At 68.8% G+C, this 15,295-nt stretch carries 15 protein-coding genes and 2 riboswitches; of the genes, 3 read left to right on the top strand and 12 right to left on the bottom strand.

The features are described 5' to 3' along the window. Window positions 1-5 precede the first annotated feature (5 nt). From RM1_RS06325 to RM1_RS06290, 8 genes are all read right to left on the bottom strand, one after another. A complete protein-coding gene (locus tag RM1_RS06325) occupies window positions 6-1,814 on the bottom strand; it encodes an APC family permease (protein WP_245816107.1) in 1,809 nt (602 codons plus the stop codon). A gap of 210 nt (window positions 1,815-2,024) precedes the next feature. Further along, on the bottom strand, window positions 2,025-2,627 hold the full coding sequence (locus tag RM1_RS06320; protein ID WP_072750491.1) for a peroxidase-related enzyme: 603 nt from the start codon (window positions 2,625-2,627) through the stop codon (window positions 2,025-2,027). After that, window positions 2,624-3,130: a carboxymuconolactone decarboxylase family protein gene (locus RM1_RS06315; protein WP_072750490.1), complete on the bottom strand. Its 507-nt coding sequence runs from the start codon at window positions 3,128-3,130 to the stop codon at window positions 2,624-2,626. The genes RM1_RS06320 and RM1_RS06315 overlap by 4 nt, the downstream gene beginning before the upstream one ends. Beyond that, window positions 3,127-4,149: an LLM class flavin-dependent oxidoreductase gene (locus RM1_RS06310; protein ID WP_072750489.1), complete on the bottom strand. Its 1,023-nt coding sequence runs from the start codon at window positions 4,147-4,149 to the stop codon at window positions 3,127-3,129. The genes RM1_RS06315 and RM1_RS06310 overlap by 4 nt, the downstream gene beginning before the upstream one ends. 1 nt (window position 4,150) lies before the next feature. After that, window positions 4,151-4,894 carry an ABC transporter ATP-binding protein gene (locus RM1_RS06305; RefSeq protein WP_072750488.1) on the bottom strand — a complete coding sequence of 248 codons (744 nt, stop codon included), beginning with the start codon at window positions 4,892-4,894 and terminating at the stop codon, window positions 4,151-4,153. Then, on the bottom strand, window positions 4,881-5,780 hold the full coding sequence (locus RM1_RS06300) for an ABC transporter ATP-binding protein (RefSeq protein WP_083576558.1): 900 nt from the start codon (window positions 5,778-5,780) through the stop codon (window positions 4,881-4,883). Before RM1_RS06300 ends, RM1_RS06305 begins: the two co-directional genes overlap by 14 nt. Continuing rightward, window positions 5,761-7,596, bottom strand: coding sequence for an ABC transporter permease (locus RM1_RS06295; protein WP_072750487.1), 1,836 nt, complete (start codon window positions 7,594-7,596; stop codon window positions 5,761-5,763). The genes RM1_RS06300 and RM1_RS06295 overlap by 20 nt, the downstream gene beginning before the upstream one ends. Then, complete coding sequence (locus RM1_RS06290) at window positions 7,593-8,741, bottom strand: ABC transporter substrate-binding protein (protein WP_072750486.1); 1,149 nt, start codon at window positions 8,739-8,741, stop codon at window positions 7,593-7,595. The genes RM1_RS06295 and RM1_RS06290 overlap by 4 nt, the downstream gene beginning before the upstream one ends. 313 nt (window positions 8,742-9,054) lie before the next feature. Further along, window positions 9,055-9,168: riboswitch (SAM riboswitch) on the bottom strand. A gap of 188 nt (window positions 9,169-9,356) precedes the next feature. On the opposite strand from RM1_RS06290, the gene RM1_RS06285 reads away from it, so the two are divergent. Continuing rightward, a complete protein-coding gene (locus tag RM1_RS06285) occupies window positions 9,357-10,133 on the top strand; it encodes an SDR family oxidoreductase (protein ID WP_083576557.1) in 777 nt (258 codons plus the stop codon). Here RM1_RS06285 and RM1_RS06280 read toward each other — a convergent pair. Then, complete coding sequence (locus tag RM1_RS06280; RefSeq protein WP_072750485.1) at window positions 10,130-10,708, bottom strand: TetR/AcrR family transcriptional regulator; 579 nt, start codon at window positions 10,706-10,708, stop codon at window positions 10,130-10,132. The genes RM1_RS06285 and RM1_RS06280 overlap by 4 nt on opposite strands. Window positions 10,709-10,808: 100 nt before the next feature. Here RM1_RS06280 and RM1_RS06275 point away from each other — a divergent pair, with 100 nt between their 5' ends. Together RM1_RS06275 and RM1_RS06270 are read left to right on the top strand one after the other, a co-directional pair. Beyond that, window positions 10,809-11,435 (top strand): FMN-dependent NADH-azoreductase, encoded by a 627-nt coding sequence (locus tag RM1_RS06275; RefSeq protein ID WP_072750484.1) that lies wholly within the window; start codon window positions 10,809-10,811, stop codon window positions 11,433-11,435. Then, window positions 11,413-12,636, top strand: a complete 1,224-nt coding sequence (locus RM1_RS06270) for an MFS transporter (protein ID WP_072750483.1) — start codon at window positions 11,413-11,415, stop codon at window positions 12,634-12,636. Before RM1_RS06275 ends, RM1_RS06270 begins: the two co-directional genes overlap by 23 nt. Window positions 12,637-12,699: 63 nt before the next feature. Here RM1_RS06270 and RM1_RS06265 read toward each other — a convergent pair whose 3' ends face one another. From RM1_RS06265 to RM1_RS06255, 3 genes are read right to left on the bottom strand one after another with little or no spacing between them, the layout of a single operon-like run. Next, the gene (locus RM1_RS06265) at window positions 12,700-13,560 is read right to left on the bottom strand and encodes a hypothetical protein (RefSeq protein ID WP_072750482.1); all 861 of its coding nucleotides are present in this window, start codon (window positions 13,558-13,560) and stop codon (window positions 12,700-12,702) included. Further along, window positions 13,557-14,309: an HAD family hydrolase gene (locus RM1_RS06260; protein ID WP_072750481.1), complete on the bottom strand. Its 753-nt coding sequence runs from the start codon at window positions 14,307-14,309 to the stop codon at window positions 13,557-13,559. Before RM1_RS06260 ends, RM1_RS06265 begins: the two co-directional genes overlap by 4 nt. Next, on the bottom strand, window positions 14,306-15,118 hold the full coding sequence (locus RM1_RS06255; RefSeq protein WP_072750480.1) for an AfsA-related hotdog domain-containing protein: 813 nt from the start codon (window positions 15,116-15,118) through the stop codon (window positions 14,306-14,308). The genes RM1_RS06260 and RM1_RS06255 overlap by 4 nt, the downstream gene beginning before the upstream one ends. Window positions 15,119-15,140: 22 nt before the next feature. Then, a riboswitch (SAM riboswitch) is annotated at window positions 15,141-15,252 on the bottom strand. Window positions 15,253-15,295: the final 43 nt, after the last annotated feature.

The raw sequence follows: 15,295 nt of genomic DNA, 5'->3' as shown, positions 1-15,295 counted from the left end.
CGAGCCTATCCGACGTGCACGCGCGGTCTGCGAGACACATCGGGCTCGGCGCGGCGCAGCACCTCCCGGGTCACGGACGCCACCTCGCCGTGCCCGAAGAACAGGAACTGCAGAAGGTTGCGGACCGGGTTTCCCTCCGTCCACTCGAAGTACACGTTCGGGACCGTCCCGGTCCGGTCCCGGATGTCGAGCAGGATCGCGGCGATGGAGTTGGGGATGGCCGCGCTGCGAACCGTCAGCACCCGGAACCCCTCGCGGTGATGTCCGTGCACCCGCAGGTCGGTGGCGAACTCCGACGCGTCGGTGACGCTCACCTCGAGGAACACGAGGTGCTCGGCGGCCGGGATCCGGCTGACCCGCCGCCGAGCTGACTCCTTCGCCCGATACGCCTCCGGATACGGACGGTCGGCATCGTGGGCGACGATCCGGATGACCCCCCGCGCGGCCTCGTCGATCAGCTCCCGTGCGGTGGCGTCGTAACTCACCGAGTAGGCACGCAGTTCGTAGGCCCGCGTGAAGCGGGACGCGAACGAGACGGTCAGGATGGCGAGGATGAACAGGATCGCCAGGTGCAGGCCCTCCGGGCGTTCGACGATGTTGACGACGGTCGTGTAGACGAAGATGACCGCGACCACCACGAAGCCGATCGCCTTGCGACGCTGACCCCGCCGGTACGCGGACAGCGCGACGGCGACGGCGGCCGAGGTGATCAGCACCAGGACCCCGGTGGCGTAGGCCGAGCCCTGGGCGTCGACGCTGGCGTCGAAATACCAGGTGACGCCGAACGCGATCGCAGCGAACACCAACACCAGCGGCCGCACCGCCCGCGCCCAGTCCGGGGCCATGCCGAACCGGGGCAGGTACCGCGGGACCAGGTTGAGCAGGCCTGCCATGGCCGAGGCACCGGCGAACCAGAGGATCGCGATGGTGCTCACGTCGTACACGGTCCCGAAGACGTTGCCGAGGTATTCGTGGGCCAGGTAGGCCAGCGCACGCCCGTTGGCCTGTCCCCCTGCCTTGAACTCGTCCGCCGGGATCAGCACGGTGGTCAGGAAGCTGGTCACGATGAGGAATGCGCTCATGATCAGCGCGGCGGTGGTCAGCAGGTGCCGCGCCCCGCGGATCCGGCCGCGCGGCGCGGACCTGGTGTCGCTCGGATCGCCCTCGATCTGGGGCATCACCGCGACCCCCGTCTCGAAGCCGGACAGGCCGAGCGCGAGCTTCGGGAACACCAGCAGCGAGATCGCGACCATCATCCAGGGGCTGCCGTGCTCGGCCGTGAGGGCCGCGGTCCAGTCCGTGACCACGGAGGGCGCGGTCACCACGTGCCACAGCCCGGCGGCCACCACCACGAGGTTCAGCGTCAGGTAGGCCCCGACGAGCGCGACCGCGATCCCGATCGCCTCGGCGAAGCCCTTGAGGAAGACGGCCGCGAGCAGACCCAGCAGGACCAGCGTGACCAGCAGGTTCTCCCCACGCAGAGCCGCGGGCGCGAACGGGTTCTGCACGACGTGGGCCGCACCGTCGGCGGCGGAAAGCGTCATGGTGATGATGAAGTCGGTCGCCGCGAACCCCAGCAGGACCAGGACGAAGATCTTGCCGCCCCACTTCGGCAGCAGCCGCGCCAGCATGGCGATCGAGCCCTCACCGCGCGGGCTCTCCTGCGCGACACGGCGATACACCGGGAGCGCGCCGAGCAGCGTGAGCCCGACGAGGACCAGGGTCGCCATCGGCGAGAGCACGCCCGCGGCCAGGGCGGCGATGCCCGGCTGGTACCCGAGCGAGGAGAAGTAGTCGACGCCCGTCAGGCACATGACCTTCCACCACGGGTGCTTCTGCTCCGGCTTCGACACCACCCGGAACGGGCCCTGGTGCCCGGACGGTTCCTCGGTGATGTTCTCGAACAGCCAGGACCGCAACCGCGACGGCGATCGATCCCTGGTGGTCACAAGCCGATACTGCCACCGGCCAGGGATCTCACCCCTCGAAACGCGGCCGATGAGGCCGCGCGCCCGCCCCGGCCCTCACACCGCCCGCGCGGGGACCTCCGGTTCACCGAGGCTGAGCATCAGCCGGTTCGCCCACGAGAACGACGCGGTGGCCAGGACGAGATCGCCGATCTCCTCGGCGGTGAATCCGACGGCGCGGAGCCGCGCCAGGTGATCGGCGTCGGCGCGCGGTGGCTGGGCGGCGAGCGCGGCGGCGAAGTCGACGACGGCGTCCCACCGCTCGTCGACGCGGGCCGTGACGCCCTCGTCCAGGATCTTCTGCACATCGGTCGGCCGCTTGGACAGCTCGGCCGTGAAGCGTGCGTGCACCGAGGTGCAGTACACGCAGCCGTTGTGCCGCGAGGTCGCCGTCGCCGCGAGCTCTCGCTCGGTACGGGCGAGCCCGCCACGCCCGTAGAAGATCTCCTTGTCGTTCGCGCTGCGCTCGCCGAGCACCTCCGGATCGCGGGCCAGCAGACGGAAATACGGGCTCTCGCCGCGGAAGCCCTCCAGGTGGGGACGCTGCTCCTCGGTCGCGTCCTCGAGCCGGATCGGCTCCAGCCAGGGCACCCAGTCGAGCTGGTCCTGGGTGAAACCGCCTGGGCGGCGGTGCTGTTCGACCTCACGTACCTCGGTCATGCCGATTCTCCGATCAGGGTGTACCCGGCGACGAGCCGGATCTGGTAGTTGACGAAGCCGATCGCCTGGGACACGGTCACGATCGCGGTCTCCGACAGCCCCGCCGCACGCAGGGTCTCGATCGCGGACCGGGCGCTGGCCGAGGGATCGACGGTGACCAGCGCGGCATGACTCAGCAATGCCGCGAGCACCGGGTCGTGGACGGCACCCGTCGCCACCGCCTCGGCGAGGTCCTCGGGCAGCAGCGCCGAATAGTGCTCGGCGAGTGCGGGTTGCCGAGCGAGCACCGCGACCCGCAGCGCGACGGCGACGAGTTGCTCGCGGGTCGGCAGGTCGGCGGACGGCGCGACGAAGAGCGCGTCGTGCAGCCGCTGGGTGTGCTCCGCGACCGCGGGCCGCGCCGACCTGAGCGGGGCGACGGCGCCTGCCAGCCGGGCGCCCAGCACCCCGTCGAGCACATCCGCCGTCGAGTTCGGCGGGGACTGGGTCGAGGACGTTGTCATGGTCGTGATTCCTTCCGGTAGGCACCATTCCAGCCGAGGCGCGGGGCCACCTTCGTGGCGATGAGTTCGATCGAGTGCAGCGTGGCCGCCTGGTCCGGGTCGATCGGATGAACCTGGAAGATCAGATCGGTCGACTGCTGCGCAGCCGGGTCGGCCGCGAGCAGGTCGGTCACCTCGTCCGGGGTGCCGACGACGGAATCGCGCAGAATGTCCTCGGTGCTCTCGCTGCCGTCGGCGAGGCCGAGCCGCTCCAGGTATCCGCGGAAACGCAGCGCACCGCGACGGGCGAGCTCGAAGGCCACCTCGTGGTCGTCCGCGACGAAGACGCTGCGCGAGACACCGATCCGCGGCTTCGCACCAGCCGGGAGCGCCTCCCGGTACGCCTCGATCAACGGCTGCTGGACCTCCCCGAGGGTCGCGACCGCGAGACCCGGTTCCCTCGGCTGGGTTCGCGACAGCAGGAGACCGTCCCCGGATTCGCCGGCTCGCACGGCGCCCGACACAGAGAAGGTCGCCTGCCAGCGACGCTCGAGCAGCCCCGTCGCCCGCGGGTAGAGCCGCTTGTCGTCGACGATCTCGGATCCCGACAGCGCGGACGTCAGGCGACCGATCTTGTTGTCGTACAGCGCCCGTCGATCCGCATCCGCCTGAGCGAACAACGCGAATGCGCTCGCCGACCCGCCGGTGCCGAGACCCAGTTCGAGCCGGCCACCGGACAGCGCATCGAGCACCGCCGCGTCCTCGGCGACCCGGATCGGGTCCTCCAGCCCGAGCGTGACGATGGCCGTGCCGAGACGGATTGTGCTCAGCCTGGCCGCCGCGTGCGCCAGGAACACGAACGGCGACGGCAGGCCGCCCTCGGCGGGATCGACGTGATGCTGGGCCACCCAGCCGACGTCGAAACCCAGTTCCTCGGCGAGGACGAACTGTGCCAGCGCGTCACGATAGAGCTCGCCCGCGTCCCGACCCTCGTCGCCGACCAGTCGGGTGAACCACCCGAGCCGCTTGTCCTCGGTCACGTCATGCCACCTTTCCCAAATATGCTTCGCGAACTGCGGGATTTCCCAACAGGTCAGAGGCCTCGCCGTCCAGCACGATCTGGCCGCCCACCAGGACGTTGCCGGTGTGCGCGATGGACAGCGCGAGCTCGGCCTGCTGCTCGACGATGAGGATCGCGAGCCCGAACCGCTCGTTGAGCCGGACGATCTCGTCGAGTACCCGGTCGACGAACAGCGGGGACAGCCCCATCGTCGGTTCGTCCATGCAGATCAACCGCGGCCGGCTCATCAGCGCACGGGCGAACGCCAGCATCTGCTGTTCGCCGCCGGACAGCGTCCCCGCGTGCTGCCCGCGCCGCTCCGCCAGCCGCGGGAAGTGATCGAACAGCTCGGCGGCCCGGTCCGCCAGCACGGAGCGCCGCTCGCGATGCACGTAGCCACCGACGTACAGGTTCTCCTCGACCGTCATCTCCGGAAACACCCGGCGCGCCTCGGGAACCGAGGCCAGTCCGGCCTTGATCCGGCCCGCGGGAGCCACCGCGGTGGCGTCCTCCCCGTCGATCAGCACCCGCCCCGTCACGGGGGTCAGCAGCCCGAGGGCGGTCTTCATCGTCGTCGACTTACCGGAGGCGTTCCCCCCGAGCAGGGACACGATCTCGCCCGGCCGGACCCGGATGGACACCTCGTCGAGCGCGCGCGAGCGTCCGTAGTACACGCTCACCCCGTCGAGTTCGAGGATCGGGGCCGCGTTCTCATCGACCGCCATCGGAGTCCACCTGCCCTCCCCCGCCGACCGTGGCGGGCCGCAGGCGACGCCGCCCGAGATAGGCCTCGATCACTTTCTCATCGGCCTGCACCTGTTCCGGGGTCCCGACCGCGATGATCGAGCCCTCGTCCATGACGATCACGCGATCGGAGAGCTGGTTGACGAGCTCGAGCTTGTGCTCGACCAGGATGATGGTCTGGCCGTTCGCCTTGAGCTCGGCCAGTTGACGTCCGACCTCGGCGGTTTCGCTCTGATTCATGCCAGCGGCCGGCTCGTCGAGCAGCAGCAGGACGGGGTCGAGGGCGAGGGCGCGCGCGATCTCGGTCCGCCGCCGGTTCGCGTACGACAGGGTGTAGGCCGGGTCCCCCGCACGCGGCGAGAGCCGTTCCCCGAATCTCGCCAACCCGGAATCCACCTCGGCGCGCAGGATTTCCCGCTCGGCACGCACCTTCGGAGTCGGCAGCAGCGCCAGTGCCAACTCCGCGAGGATCGGCACCCAACGGAGCACGGGATACCGGACCAGAGAACGGAACGGTCGCGCGGCCCCGAGGGTGGTGTGCAGCCCCACCTCTACGTTCTCGGCCACCGTGAGATTTCCGAAGACCCGGCCGTTCTGGAAGGTCCTCGCGATACCCGCCTCCGCCGCATCCTCAGGGGAGCCGTGCCGTACCGCGCTGCCGCGCAGCAGGATCCGACCGGAATCGGGACGGAGGACGCCGGACACCAGGTTGATCGTTGTGCTCTTTCCCGACCCGTTGGGCCCGATGATGGAGACGAACTCACCCCTGTTGACCTCGAAGTCGATCCCGTCGACTGCCCGCACTCCACCGAAGGATCGGCGCAGTCCCGTCACCGACAGGATCTGCTCAGACTGTTGCGCTGACACGGTCCCTCCTCGTCCAGATTCCCTGTGGTCTGAAGCGGATGATCAACAGCAGGATCACCCCGTAGAGCAGAATGCGGACCTCCGGCGCCAGCCGGAACAGCTCCGGGACGCCGATCAGGACCACCGAGCCGAGGATCGCGCCGTAAGGCGACCCGGTCCCGCCGAGCACGATGATGGTGACCACGAGTAGCGAGAGCCCCAGGTTGAACACCGTCGGATCGATGTACGAGTACTGGTGCCCGAGCAGAGCTCCGCCGATACCGGCGAAGACCGCGCTGATCGCGAAGGCGAGCGCCTTGTAGTCGCGCACCCGGACGCCCGACGATCTCGCCGCCACCTCATCGGAGCCGACCGATCTGAGCACCGTGCCGAGGTGTGACCGCTGGATCGCGACCACCACCGCCACGGTCACGGCCAGGAACACCAGATCGAGGCGGAACAAGTCGGCGGCCGTGGAGAACTCGTATCCGAAGATCCGCGGCGCCGGGATCCCGAACAGTCCGTAGCTGCCGCGGGTCACCGATTCCCAGTTGCGGATGATCCCGACCGTGACGACGCCGATCCCGAGCGTGGCGATCGCCACGTAGTGGCCGTTGAGCCTCCACAGCGGAGCCGCCAGCACGGAGGACACGATCGCCGCGGTCAGCGCGGCCGCCGCCACCGCCGCGAGGAAGGGCCATTCGTAGCTGATCGTGAGGATGGCCGAGGTGTACGCCCCGATCGCGATCGGCCCGGCCTGGCCGATGGTGAGCTGGCCGGCCGAACCCGCCACCAGCGTCATCGAGACCGCGATGATGGCGTAGGCGATGATCTGGGTCCCGACCACGAGGCCGTAGCTGTTGGAGACCAGCGGCACCCCGAGCCCGACCACCACGAAGACGGCCGCCGCCTGCCACCACTGCACCCGGATCTGTCGACCCGCCCCGAGGAAGGTGCCGGTCAGCGGTTCACTCGCGATGGACGGCGCCCTCCCCAGCAGTCCCCCTGGTTTCAGCACGAGGAGCGCGATGAGCACCCCGAAGGTGATCAGGTCTCGGTATCCGTCCCCGAACTGGTAGATCCCCACTGCCTCGATGATGCCGAGTACGAAGCCCCCGATAACCGCACCGGGGATCGAGCCCAGCCCGCCGATGGTCGCCGCGACGAAGCCGCTCATCCCCGCGATCGTGCCGCTGGTCGGCGAGATGTTCGAGTTGTAGAGTCCGACAAAGATTCCCGCCAGACCGCCGAGGCCCGACGCGATGATGAACGCCAGGTTCTGCACGCGAGGAACCGGGATCCCCATCTGGAGGGCGGCATCGGGGTCCTGCGCCGTCGCCCGGATCGCCAACCCGTACCGTCCGTACTTGAGAAAACCGGCGAGGGCGGCCATGACCACGATCGTGATGGCGAGCATCACGACGTCCGAGGTCCCGAACCGCACGCCGCCGATCTGCCAGTTGTTCGTCGGCAGCACCGTGGGGAACGGCCGCGTCTCGGGTCCGAAGATCATCTGGACGAGATTCTCGATGATCATGCCCGCGGCGACGGTGGCCAGGAGGGCCGCCACCGCCGGGCCGCGGCTCAACGGGCGCACCGCGACGATGTTGATGACGAACCCGAGCAGACCCGAGACGGCGACCACCACCACGATGGTGGTCCACAGTGACAGCCCGAGTTCGGCGATCAGCCACCACGCGAAGATCGATCCGAACGCGAACACAGCGCCGTGGGCGAAGTTGATCACGTTGGTCACGCCGAAGATCAGGGTGATCCCGACGGCGATCAGCGCATAGGCGTTGCCGTGGATCAGTCCGGCTATGAGGGTGTCGATCATGTGGTGGGTACGAACTTCCCGTTCTGGAGCACCAGTTCGCGGGGCGACACCCCGTCGGGACGGCGAGACTTCTGGTCGAAGGTGAACTCGCCCAATCCGATTCCGTTGAACTCGGATTCCTTCAGGCCCTTCAGGACACCCTCCCGCGTCGCGCCACCGTGGTTCGCGGCGTCGACGAGCACCTTCAGTGCGTCATAGGCGTAGACGTTGAAGTCACCGGGATCGACCCCGAACTTCGCCCGGAACTTGCCGACGAAGTCCTGGATCCGGGGATCGGTGTCCGCCGGGCTGAAGATCCCGTTCACGATGTCGCCCTCCGCCGCGGGGCCCGCCAGCTCGATGAACTGTGGCGTGTTCTGGCCCCCGAAGAACTGCTTGTCGAACCCGACGTCCCGGAGCTGCTTGACCACCAGGGCGCCGTCGGGTCCGTAGCCGAGGTGCACGAATGCCTCCGGCGCCGCCTCACGACCCTTGATCAGGATCGGCTTGACGTCCGTAGAGTCGGGGAGGATCGGCGACGAGTAGACGATCTCGATACCCTTCTCCGCCGCGAACTGCGAGAAGTACTTGAATGCCTGCTTACCCCAGTCGGTTTCGAGATAGACGACGGAGACCTTCTTCGCCTTGCGGGAAACCCACTCGGCATTGCGCTCCTGGAAGACGTCGAGCGTGATCGACGGACTCCACGAGTACTCGCCCCCGTTGGTGAACTCGACCGCGGAGTTGGTGAATCCGTACTGCACCAGCTTGCCCCGGTTGTACACCGGGGAGGCGGCGATCGAGGCGGGCGAGGAGAAGTCGCCGAGCTCGGCGATCACCGTCTGGTCGTCGACGAACTTCGTCGCGATCGGGACGGTCTGCTTCGGATCGGACTGCGAATCCTCCCATTTGAGCTCGACCTTGCGCCCGTCGATGCCACCGTTCTGGTTGATCTCCTCCAGCGCCAGGTCGAAGCCCTGCTGCCAGAGACGCCCGTATTCCGCCGACGGCCCCGTCTTGGGCCCCGACACACCGAAATAGACGGTGCCGGCGGTGGCCGCCTCCGAATCGCTGCATGCGGCGGTCAAACCGAGCAGCGACACCGAGACGACCATTCCCGCCACTAGCCTGCGGGTGCGTCCTTGGACGGCTGGGTGGGTACTCATTCTGCGAATTCCTCCGGGTGTTTCATCCGCGCGAGCTCGCCGCGACAGACGGGAAGCCTTCGCCCGCGACCTCGTTGTCGCGGGCGAAGGTGAAAGGACGTTGAAATAGAGGGACGGGGCACGCGAATTACACCGATCGCCGATTCCGGCCCTTCATTCGAAGGGGGGTTTCGACGTCGATATCCGTCTCTTTGAATTCTCGACTTGTCTGCGCGGCACAGCGGCAGCGCTCGACTCGAATACCGATCAGTTCTCAGACTGATCGGCTTCTACACTCCATGGCGATCATCAACGCGTTCAGCTTTCACAACAGTAGGGGCGCTTGCCGTATCCGCATGGATACAGCCCGGTCCTCACCCGGGGCACCCCACCGCTCCGCGAGGGTTGCCGATCAGCAAGCCGGGGCTGTCAGCTGATACTCATGACCGTTGGGAGAGAAGGTATCCGGGCCCCCAGCAGGTGTCAACCGTCCGGTTGGGCTTGCCGGGCCGCCGCAGCCCGTGCCGGCCTTCCCGCGACCACCCAGCCCTGCACATTTACAATTCCGAAACGGTTCACAATAATTCGGATCACCGTGAAACAATGGGCCCGAACACAATTCAGTAGTGTCGGACCGTGAACGAATCCAGACCGGCGCCGGTCAACCTGAACTTATCCGACGCCCGAATACTCGTCATCGGCGCGAGCAGCGGTATCGGCCTCGCGGCCGCCGCGATGGCATACCGGGCGGGGGCCTCCGTCGTCGGCGTCGCCAGGGACGAGGCGAGCCTGAAACGGTCCTTCACCACGATCGGCGGACCTGACGCCGCCCGCTTGCTCCCGATCGCGGCGGACGCCCGCGACCCGGCCGGGTTGGAGTCGATCTTCACCCGTGCGGGCGCGGTCGATCACGTGCTGCTGACGGCGGGATTCGCCGCGACCGGCCCCGCACGGACCACCCCGTGGTCGGCCCTCGAGTCGGCGTATCGCGACCGCCTCGCAACCGCGTATGCCGTCGCGCAACGCGCGGCACCCGCCCTGACGGCCGGGGGTTCGCTCGTCTTCACCTCCGGCGGATTCGCGATCCGGCCCGCGGCCGACACGAGCGTCGTCGCGGCCGGACTGGCCGCACTCGAGACGTTCGTCAGGGGGCTCGCGCTCGAGTTGGCACCGAGGAATCGCGTCAACGCCATCCGGCCGGGGCGGATCGACACCCCGATGCTGCGCGGCGCCCTCGCCCGCACCACCGGCGGCCCCGTCGACGACGAATCGGTTGCGGCCGCGGGACGTTCCATCCCGCTCGGCCGAATCGGCGACGCCCGCGAGGCCGCTCACGCGGCGCTGTTCCTGATGGCGAACTCGTACATCACCGGCGTCACACTCGGCGTCGACGGCGGCCAGGGCCTGCGCTAGCAGCCGATCGCGCGCTTTCCGAGCTCGATGATCGAGGCCCGAAGCGTGGCCTCGTCCACCGCCTCGGCTCCGCCGGTCACCATCGTCAGCAGGTGCGGCACGGTGGACGGCCATGCGGCGATCCCGATCAGCGTGAACAGCGAGATCGCGGTGCGGACGTCCGCCTCGCGGCCGAGCAGGCCCGCGAGGCTCTGCACCTTGTCCAGGTACACCTGGCTGCGGGCCTCGACGCTCGGCAGGTCCTCCTCCCGGTAGTGCAACGACTCCCACATCAACAGCCGCAGCAGATCCGGGCGCGCGCGATGGAAGTCGAACACCGCGCCGATGTACTCCTCGATGTCGGTCTCCGGGGTGAGCGGATGCGCCTGGCCGAGCTCGGTCAGCGCCTCCATGATCACCGCGTCGAACAGCTTTTCCTTGCTCCCGAAGTACCCGTAGATGCGTTCCTTGTTGACGCCTGCCCGCTCGGCGATCCGGTTGACCCGTCCGCCCGCGATGCCGTTCTCCGCAAACTCAGAGCGCGCCGCGTCCAGGAGTTTTCGTCGCGTCGATGATCCATCGGCTTGCCCATCCATGCGCGAATCCTATCCGCAACATTTCCTGGTTCCCCGAACCCTTGTGCCCCAACCAACTGGTTGGTAGAAGTATGGCCTGCCCACAATGGAAGGACCTTCGATGACCAACGCCCTGCACATCAACGCCTCCGCGCGCGGCAAATCGAGCGACTCGCGCGGCATCGCCACGACGTTCCTCGACGCCCTTGCCGCCCAGGACCCGACACTCACCGTCGACACGCTCGACCTGTTCGAGGAGCGGCTGCCCGACTTCGCCACCGCCGCCGCTGGCGCGAAGCTCGCCGTCTTCACCGGCCAGGAGCAGACGCTCGAACAGCGTCGGGCCTGGGAGCAGGCCCGAGAGGTCTTCGACCGCTTCGCGGCGGCGGACCTCTACGTGCTGAGCATCCCGATCTGGAACTCCGGGATCCCGTACATCCTCAAGCAGTGGATCGACCTCGTCACCCAGCCGGGGTGGGCGTTCGAGTTCGATCCGACGCAGGGATACACCGGCCTGCTCGAGGGCAAGCGAGCGGTCACCGTCTACACCAGCGGCGTCCACAGCCCCGGCGTCCCCCTGGAGTTCGGAGCCGATTTCGCGACCCCGTTCGTCGAGGACTGGCTGCGTTTCGTCGGCGTCGAGTCGGTCTCCGAGATCCGCTACGCCCCGACTGTTCTGACCTCCGACCCCGGGGCCGGCCTTGCCCTCGCGCAGGAGCGGGCGCGTGAGCTCGCAGCTGCCTTCTGATCTCGCGGCGGCGCCCGCCGCTGCGACGGCGGAACCACACTGGGCGCCGACGGGACGAACGGTCGGCCTGATCTGTCTTGCCGGTGTCCTCGTCGTCGGGCAGCTGTATGTCGTTCTCCCACTCCTCGACGCCCTGGCGCGGGAGTGGGGGGCGGCGCGCGCGGCCGTGACGTGGACGACGACGTGCTTCGGGCTGGCCTACGCGCTGGGCTTTCTCGTCACGGGTCCGCTCTCCGACCGCTGGGGCAGGCGCCCGGTGATCGTCGGCGGGCTGCTGGCGACCTCGGTGACGACCCTGCTCGTGGCACTTGCCCCGAGCCTCGAACTCGGGCTGACGGCCCGGATCGCGCAGGGTGCGACCGCCTCCCTGTTCGCCCCGGCCGCCTTCGCCTACCTCGCCGAGCACATCGAACCGCGACGGCGGGTGCTCGCGTTGACCTGCCTGACCAGTTCATTCCTCGCGGCAGGCGTGCTCGCTCAGGTGGCATCGCAGGCGGCCGCGGCCGCATGGGGCCCGAGCGCGATCTTCCTGCTGAGCAGCGTGGGATTCGTGCTGGTCGGCGCGGCAGCCTGGTTCGTGCTCCAACCGCGGGCACCCTCCCCGGCCCCGCGGGCGAACGAGCCGTCCGGCCTCCGCGCCTCGTTCCGGCCGTTCGCCGGACTGCTGCGGAACCCGGTGTCGGCCTTGCTGTTCGCCAGCTGCATAAGCGTGCTCGGCGTGTTCGTCGGTCTCTACACCGGGATCCAGCTCAGCCCCCCGGACGGCATCGGCGACGGGGCGATGCTGGCGCTTCGGGCCAGCGCCCTGCCCGCGATGGTCGCGGTGCCGCTGCTGGCGGGCCGGCTGGCCGGGGTGGCCCCGACGACCCGGGTCGTCGCGGCGCTGCTCGCCGCGGCGATCACCGCGGCGGCCACGATCGCGCCGTTCGGGGGCGTGTGGGTCGCACTGTGCCTGTTGCTGTTCGTGGCGGCGATCGCGGTCGCCGCTCCCGCGCTGGTTCAGGCCATCGCGGAGCGGGCGGGACCCGCCCGCGGCGCTGCCACCTCGTTGTACACGTTCACCCTGTTCCTCGGTGCGAGCACCGGTCCCCAGTTGGCCAATCTGCTCGCCGGGGCCGGCTACTGGGCAGTCGCGGGCGCGATGTCCGCGGTGGCCCTCGCGGGTGCCGGCCTCGCCTACGCGTCGACACGAGTGGGCTGAGAACGACCGACGCCGGAGCCCCTGTCCCGTTGCGGGACAGGGGCTCCGGCGTGAGCGCCGGGCTCATTCCCTGGTGGTGAACTCCTCGAAGCCCGGGACCGGGATCTTCAGTTGCGCATGGATGTCGCCACCGAGCCCGAACTGACCGATCGCACCCCCGTAATTCTGCTGGTAGCTCTGCCACAGCACCACGACACTGACGATGCGGTTGGCGCCGGGGCTGTCCGCGGGCGGGAACGCGTTCGGCAGTGAGGCCCGGTACGTCGCGCGTCCCTCCGGATCGGTGACGAATACGTTCGGCACCCCCAACGGCCCTGGCCGCGTCGGCGCGGCCGGGTCCAGGTCCCGCTGGCGCAGCGACATCACGGTGTAGAGCGACTCCGGGATCAGGCCCGAGAACTCGAAGTCGAACTCGCCGTGCCTGCCGTCAGCGCTGACTCCGACCCGCACGGTCCCTCGCGCCCGCAGCCAGTTCCCGAGGGTGACCGGTTCGGTCAGGCGCCTGCCGTCCTCGTGCCGCAGATCCGGGATCGGCGTCTCGTGGAAGGCATAGCTGGGCCGCCGGACCTGCGCGGCCTCCGGCACCTGGTCGGGCGCGAAGACGATCGGATAGTTGTTGGCGGGCAACGGTAGCGGCAGGGTGTGCAGCACCGTCGCCTCGTCCTCCGCCGACAGCTGCGCCCCGAGCTCGCGCACGATCGCGTACGGCTTCACGCCCCCGAACACCGGAACCGGGGTGCCCGCATCGACGATCGCGCTCCCCCATTCCCGCGTCACGGAGCCGTCACCCGTGTCCCTGGTGATCCACCCGACCACGATGAAATTGCCCTCGTCGTCGACCACCTCGCTGGGCGGATAGAGCGGGCCCTGCGTGGTGGGGGTGAGCTCGTAGACCCTGGATTCGGTCGAAACCTGTTCCGTCATAGGATGCCTCGCTGCGCGAGCCCGGCGGTAGCGGAGCCCGTGAGCGGGCCGTCTCCGGCGAGGCCGGTGGTCTCGCTCCCGAGGAACCGCCACCGATCCCGGGCAGCGCGCGCCAGGAGCACCTGGTCGTCGCCGCGCAGTCCCGGGTGCCCGACCTCCTCGAGGAAGGCGAGATCGCTCTCGTGGTCGCCGTATCCGTAGCTGTTCTCGGCATCGACCCCGAGTTCGGCCTGCACCGAGGTGACCGCCTCCGCCTTGGCCTTCCCGATCATCGGCCGCTCGACCTCGCCGGTGAGCACCCCTCCCTGGTCGGTGACCGGGCGGCTCGCCACGATCCGGTCGGCACCGACGGCCTCTCCGATCGGAACGAGGACGGGCGCAAACGAGCCCGAGAGCAGCACGATCACGGCTCCGGCCTCGCGATGGGCGTGCAGTGCGGCCAGGGTGGCCGCGTAGTACGGCGCATTTGTGGATTCGAACTCCCGGTACCACCGGCGGCCCGATTCCTCGAGCTCGACGAGCGGCACTCCTCGGAACGTGCGGTAGTAGCTCCGGTTCACCTCCTCCCTGGGGGCACCCTCGTCCGCCTGCCGCCGCAGCGCGCCGAGCAGCCTCGCGTACTCGCTGCCGTCGTCACCGCGTTCCCAGAGCCAGTGTTCGAGGAAGGCGAACATGCTCTTGACGGTGATCAGCGTCTCGTCGACGTCGAAGAAGGCGACCTGCGCGGGTCGTGGGCCGGTGCCCGTCACGCGGTGGCCCCGAGGAAGGCCTCGATCGCCTTTGCCGCCTTGCGCCGCTCGATCTGGCTTATCGTCGAGTTCTCCAGCGCGGCAAACGAGATCGTCGCGGTCGCGACGCTGCGGCCGAACTGGGTCACCTCGATGTCGATCGTGAACTTCAGCTTGGCCGGGTCCTGGATCGAGACCGCGCCGAACCGGGCGTGCAGCGATGCGGGCAACGGGAACAGGAAGGTCTTGAACGCGAGGTCGATCGAGTTCCAGACGACGTAGTAGTGCCGTTCGGGCCAGCGGTTGCCGTACTCGAGCTCGAACGCCCCGAGGAACAGCTGCCGCGCCGCCTCGACGATCACCAGCCCCTGGACGTGCTCGCCGGTCTGGTGGTCGATGAGCAGCTCGTTGTCCCCGTCGATCCGGAGGTCGGAGGTGAAGCTCCCGTCCTCGGCACGCGTCAGGTTGGCGATGAGGACGTTCGTCTCCTGGTACTTGTGCACGTGATGGCGTGGCGCCGGGGCGTCGATGTCGCCGAGCAGGCGCACCTCCGCGGCCGGGGCATGGATCGACGCGACGTGCTCGACGTATTCCTTGTCGTGCCGCTTGATCCCCTGCCCGAGCCGGATGGTCAGGTCGGTGTCGATGTTCCGGAACGCGCCGCCGCGCAGCGCGGAGACGAGACCCGACACTGTGTGGACGCGCGTGCCATCGGCGAAGCCGCGGAATCGATCGGCGACGACGACCAGATCCGTGAGCGGGACCTCGGCGATGGCCTCGGTGGCCGGGATCTGCGACGAGAGAGCCGGGGCGAACTGTACTGCGGACATGGGTATCCCCTTCGAGGACTGAATAGAGCGCTTATGGCGTCGGATGACCGCCATCCGGTCGTCACCCGGAGCACCCCGCCGCACTGGAGGGTTGCCGATCAGCGAGCCGGGGCTTGACGCTGACACTCATGACCGTGGACAGAAAATTAGGTCCACCCGAATCGCCCGTCAACCCAA

Source organism: Rhodococcus maanshanensis NBRC 100610 (assembly GCF_001894865.1).
GTDB classification, from domain to species: Bacteria; Actinomycetota; Actinomycetes; order Mycobacteriales; family Mycobacteriaceae; genus Rhodococcus_G; species Rhodococcus_G maanshanensis.
This window is presented reverse-complemented; position numbering and strand designations above follow the sequence as displayed.

Coding starts and splice junctions, on each gene's coding strand:
- RM1_RS06320 (WP_072750491.1), bottom strand. CDS start 2,627: ATGACCGAGGTACGTGAGGTCGAACAGCACCGCCGCCCAGGCGGTTTC.
- RM1_RS06315 (WP_072750490.1), bottom strand. CDS start 3,130: ATGACAACGTCCTCGACCCAGTCCCCGCCGAACTCGACGGCGGATGTG.
- RM1_RS06280 (WP_072750485.1), bottom strand. CDS start 10,708: ATGGATGGGCAAGCCGATGGATCATCGACGCGACGAAAACTCCTGGAC.
- RM1_RS06305 (WP_072750488.1), bottom strand. CDS start 4,894: ATGGCGGTCGATGAGAACGCGGCCCCGATCCTCGAACTCGACGGGGTG.
- RM1_RS06265 (WP_072750482.1), bottom strand. CDS start 13,560: ATGACGGAACAGGTTTCGACCGAATCCAGGGTCTACGAGCTCACCCCC.
- RM1_RS06255 (WP_072750480.1), bottom strand. CDS start 15,118: ATGTCCGCAGTACAGTTCGCCCCGGCTCTCTCGTCGCAGATCCCGGCC.
- RM1_RS06275 (WP_072750484.1), top strand. CDS start 10,809: ATGACCAACGCCCTGCACATCAACGCCTCCGCGCGCGGCAAATCGAGC.
- RM1_RS06325 (WP_245816107.1), bottom strand. CDS start 1,814: ATGTGCCTGACGGGCGTCGACTACTTCTCCTCGCTCGGGTACCAGCCG.
- RM1_RS06295 (WP_072750487.1), bottom strand. CDS start 7,596: ATGATCGACACCCTCATAGCCGGACTGATCCACGGCAACGCCTATGCG.
- RM1_RS06290 (WP_072750486.1), bottom strand. CDS start 8,741: ATGAGTACCCACCCAGCCGTCCAAGGACGCACCCGCAGGCTAGTGGCG.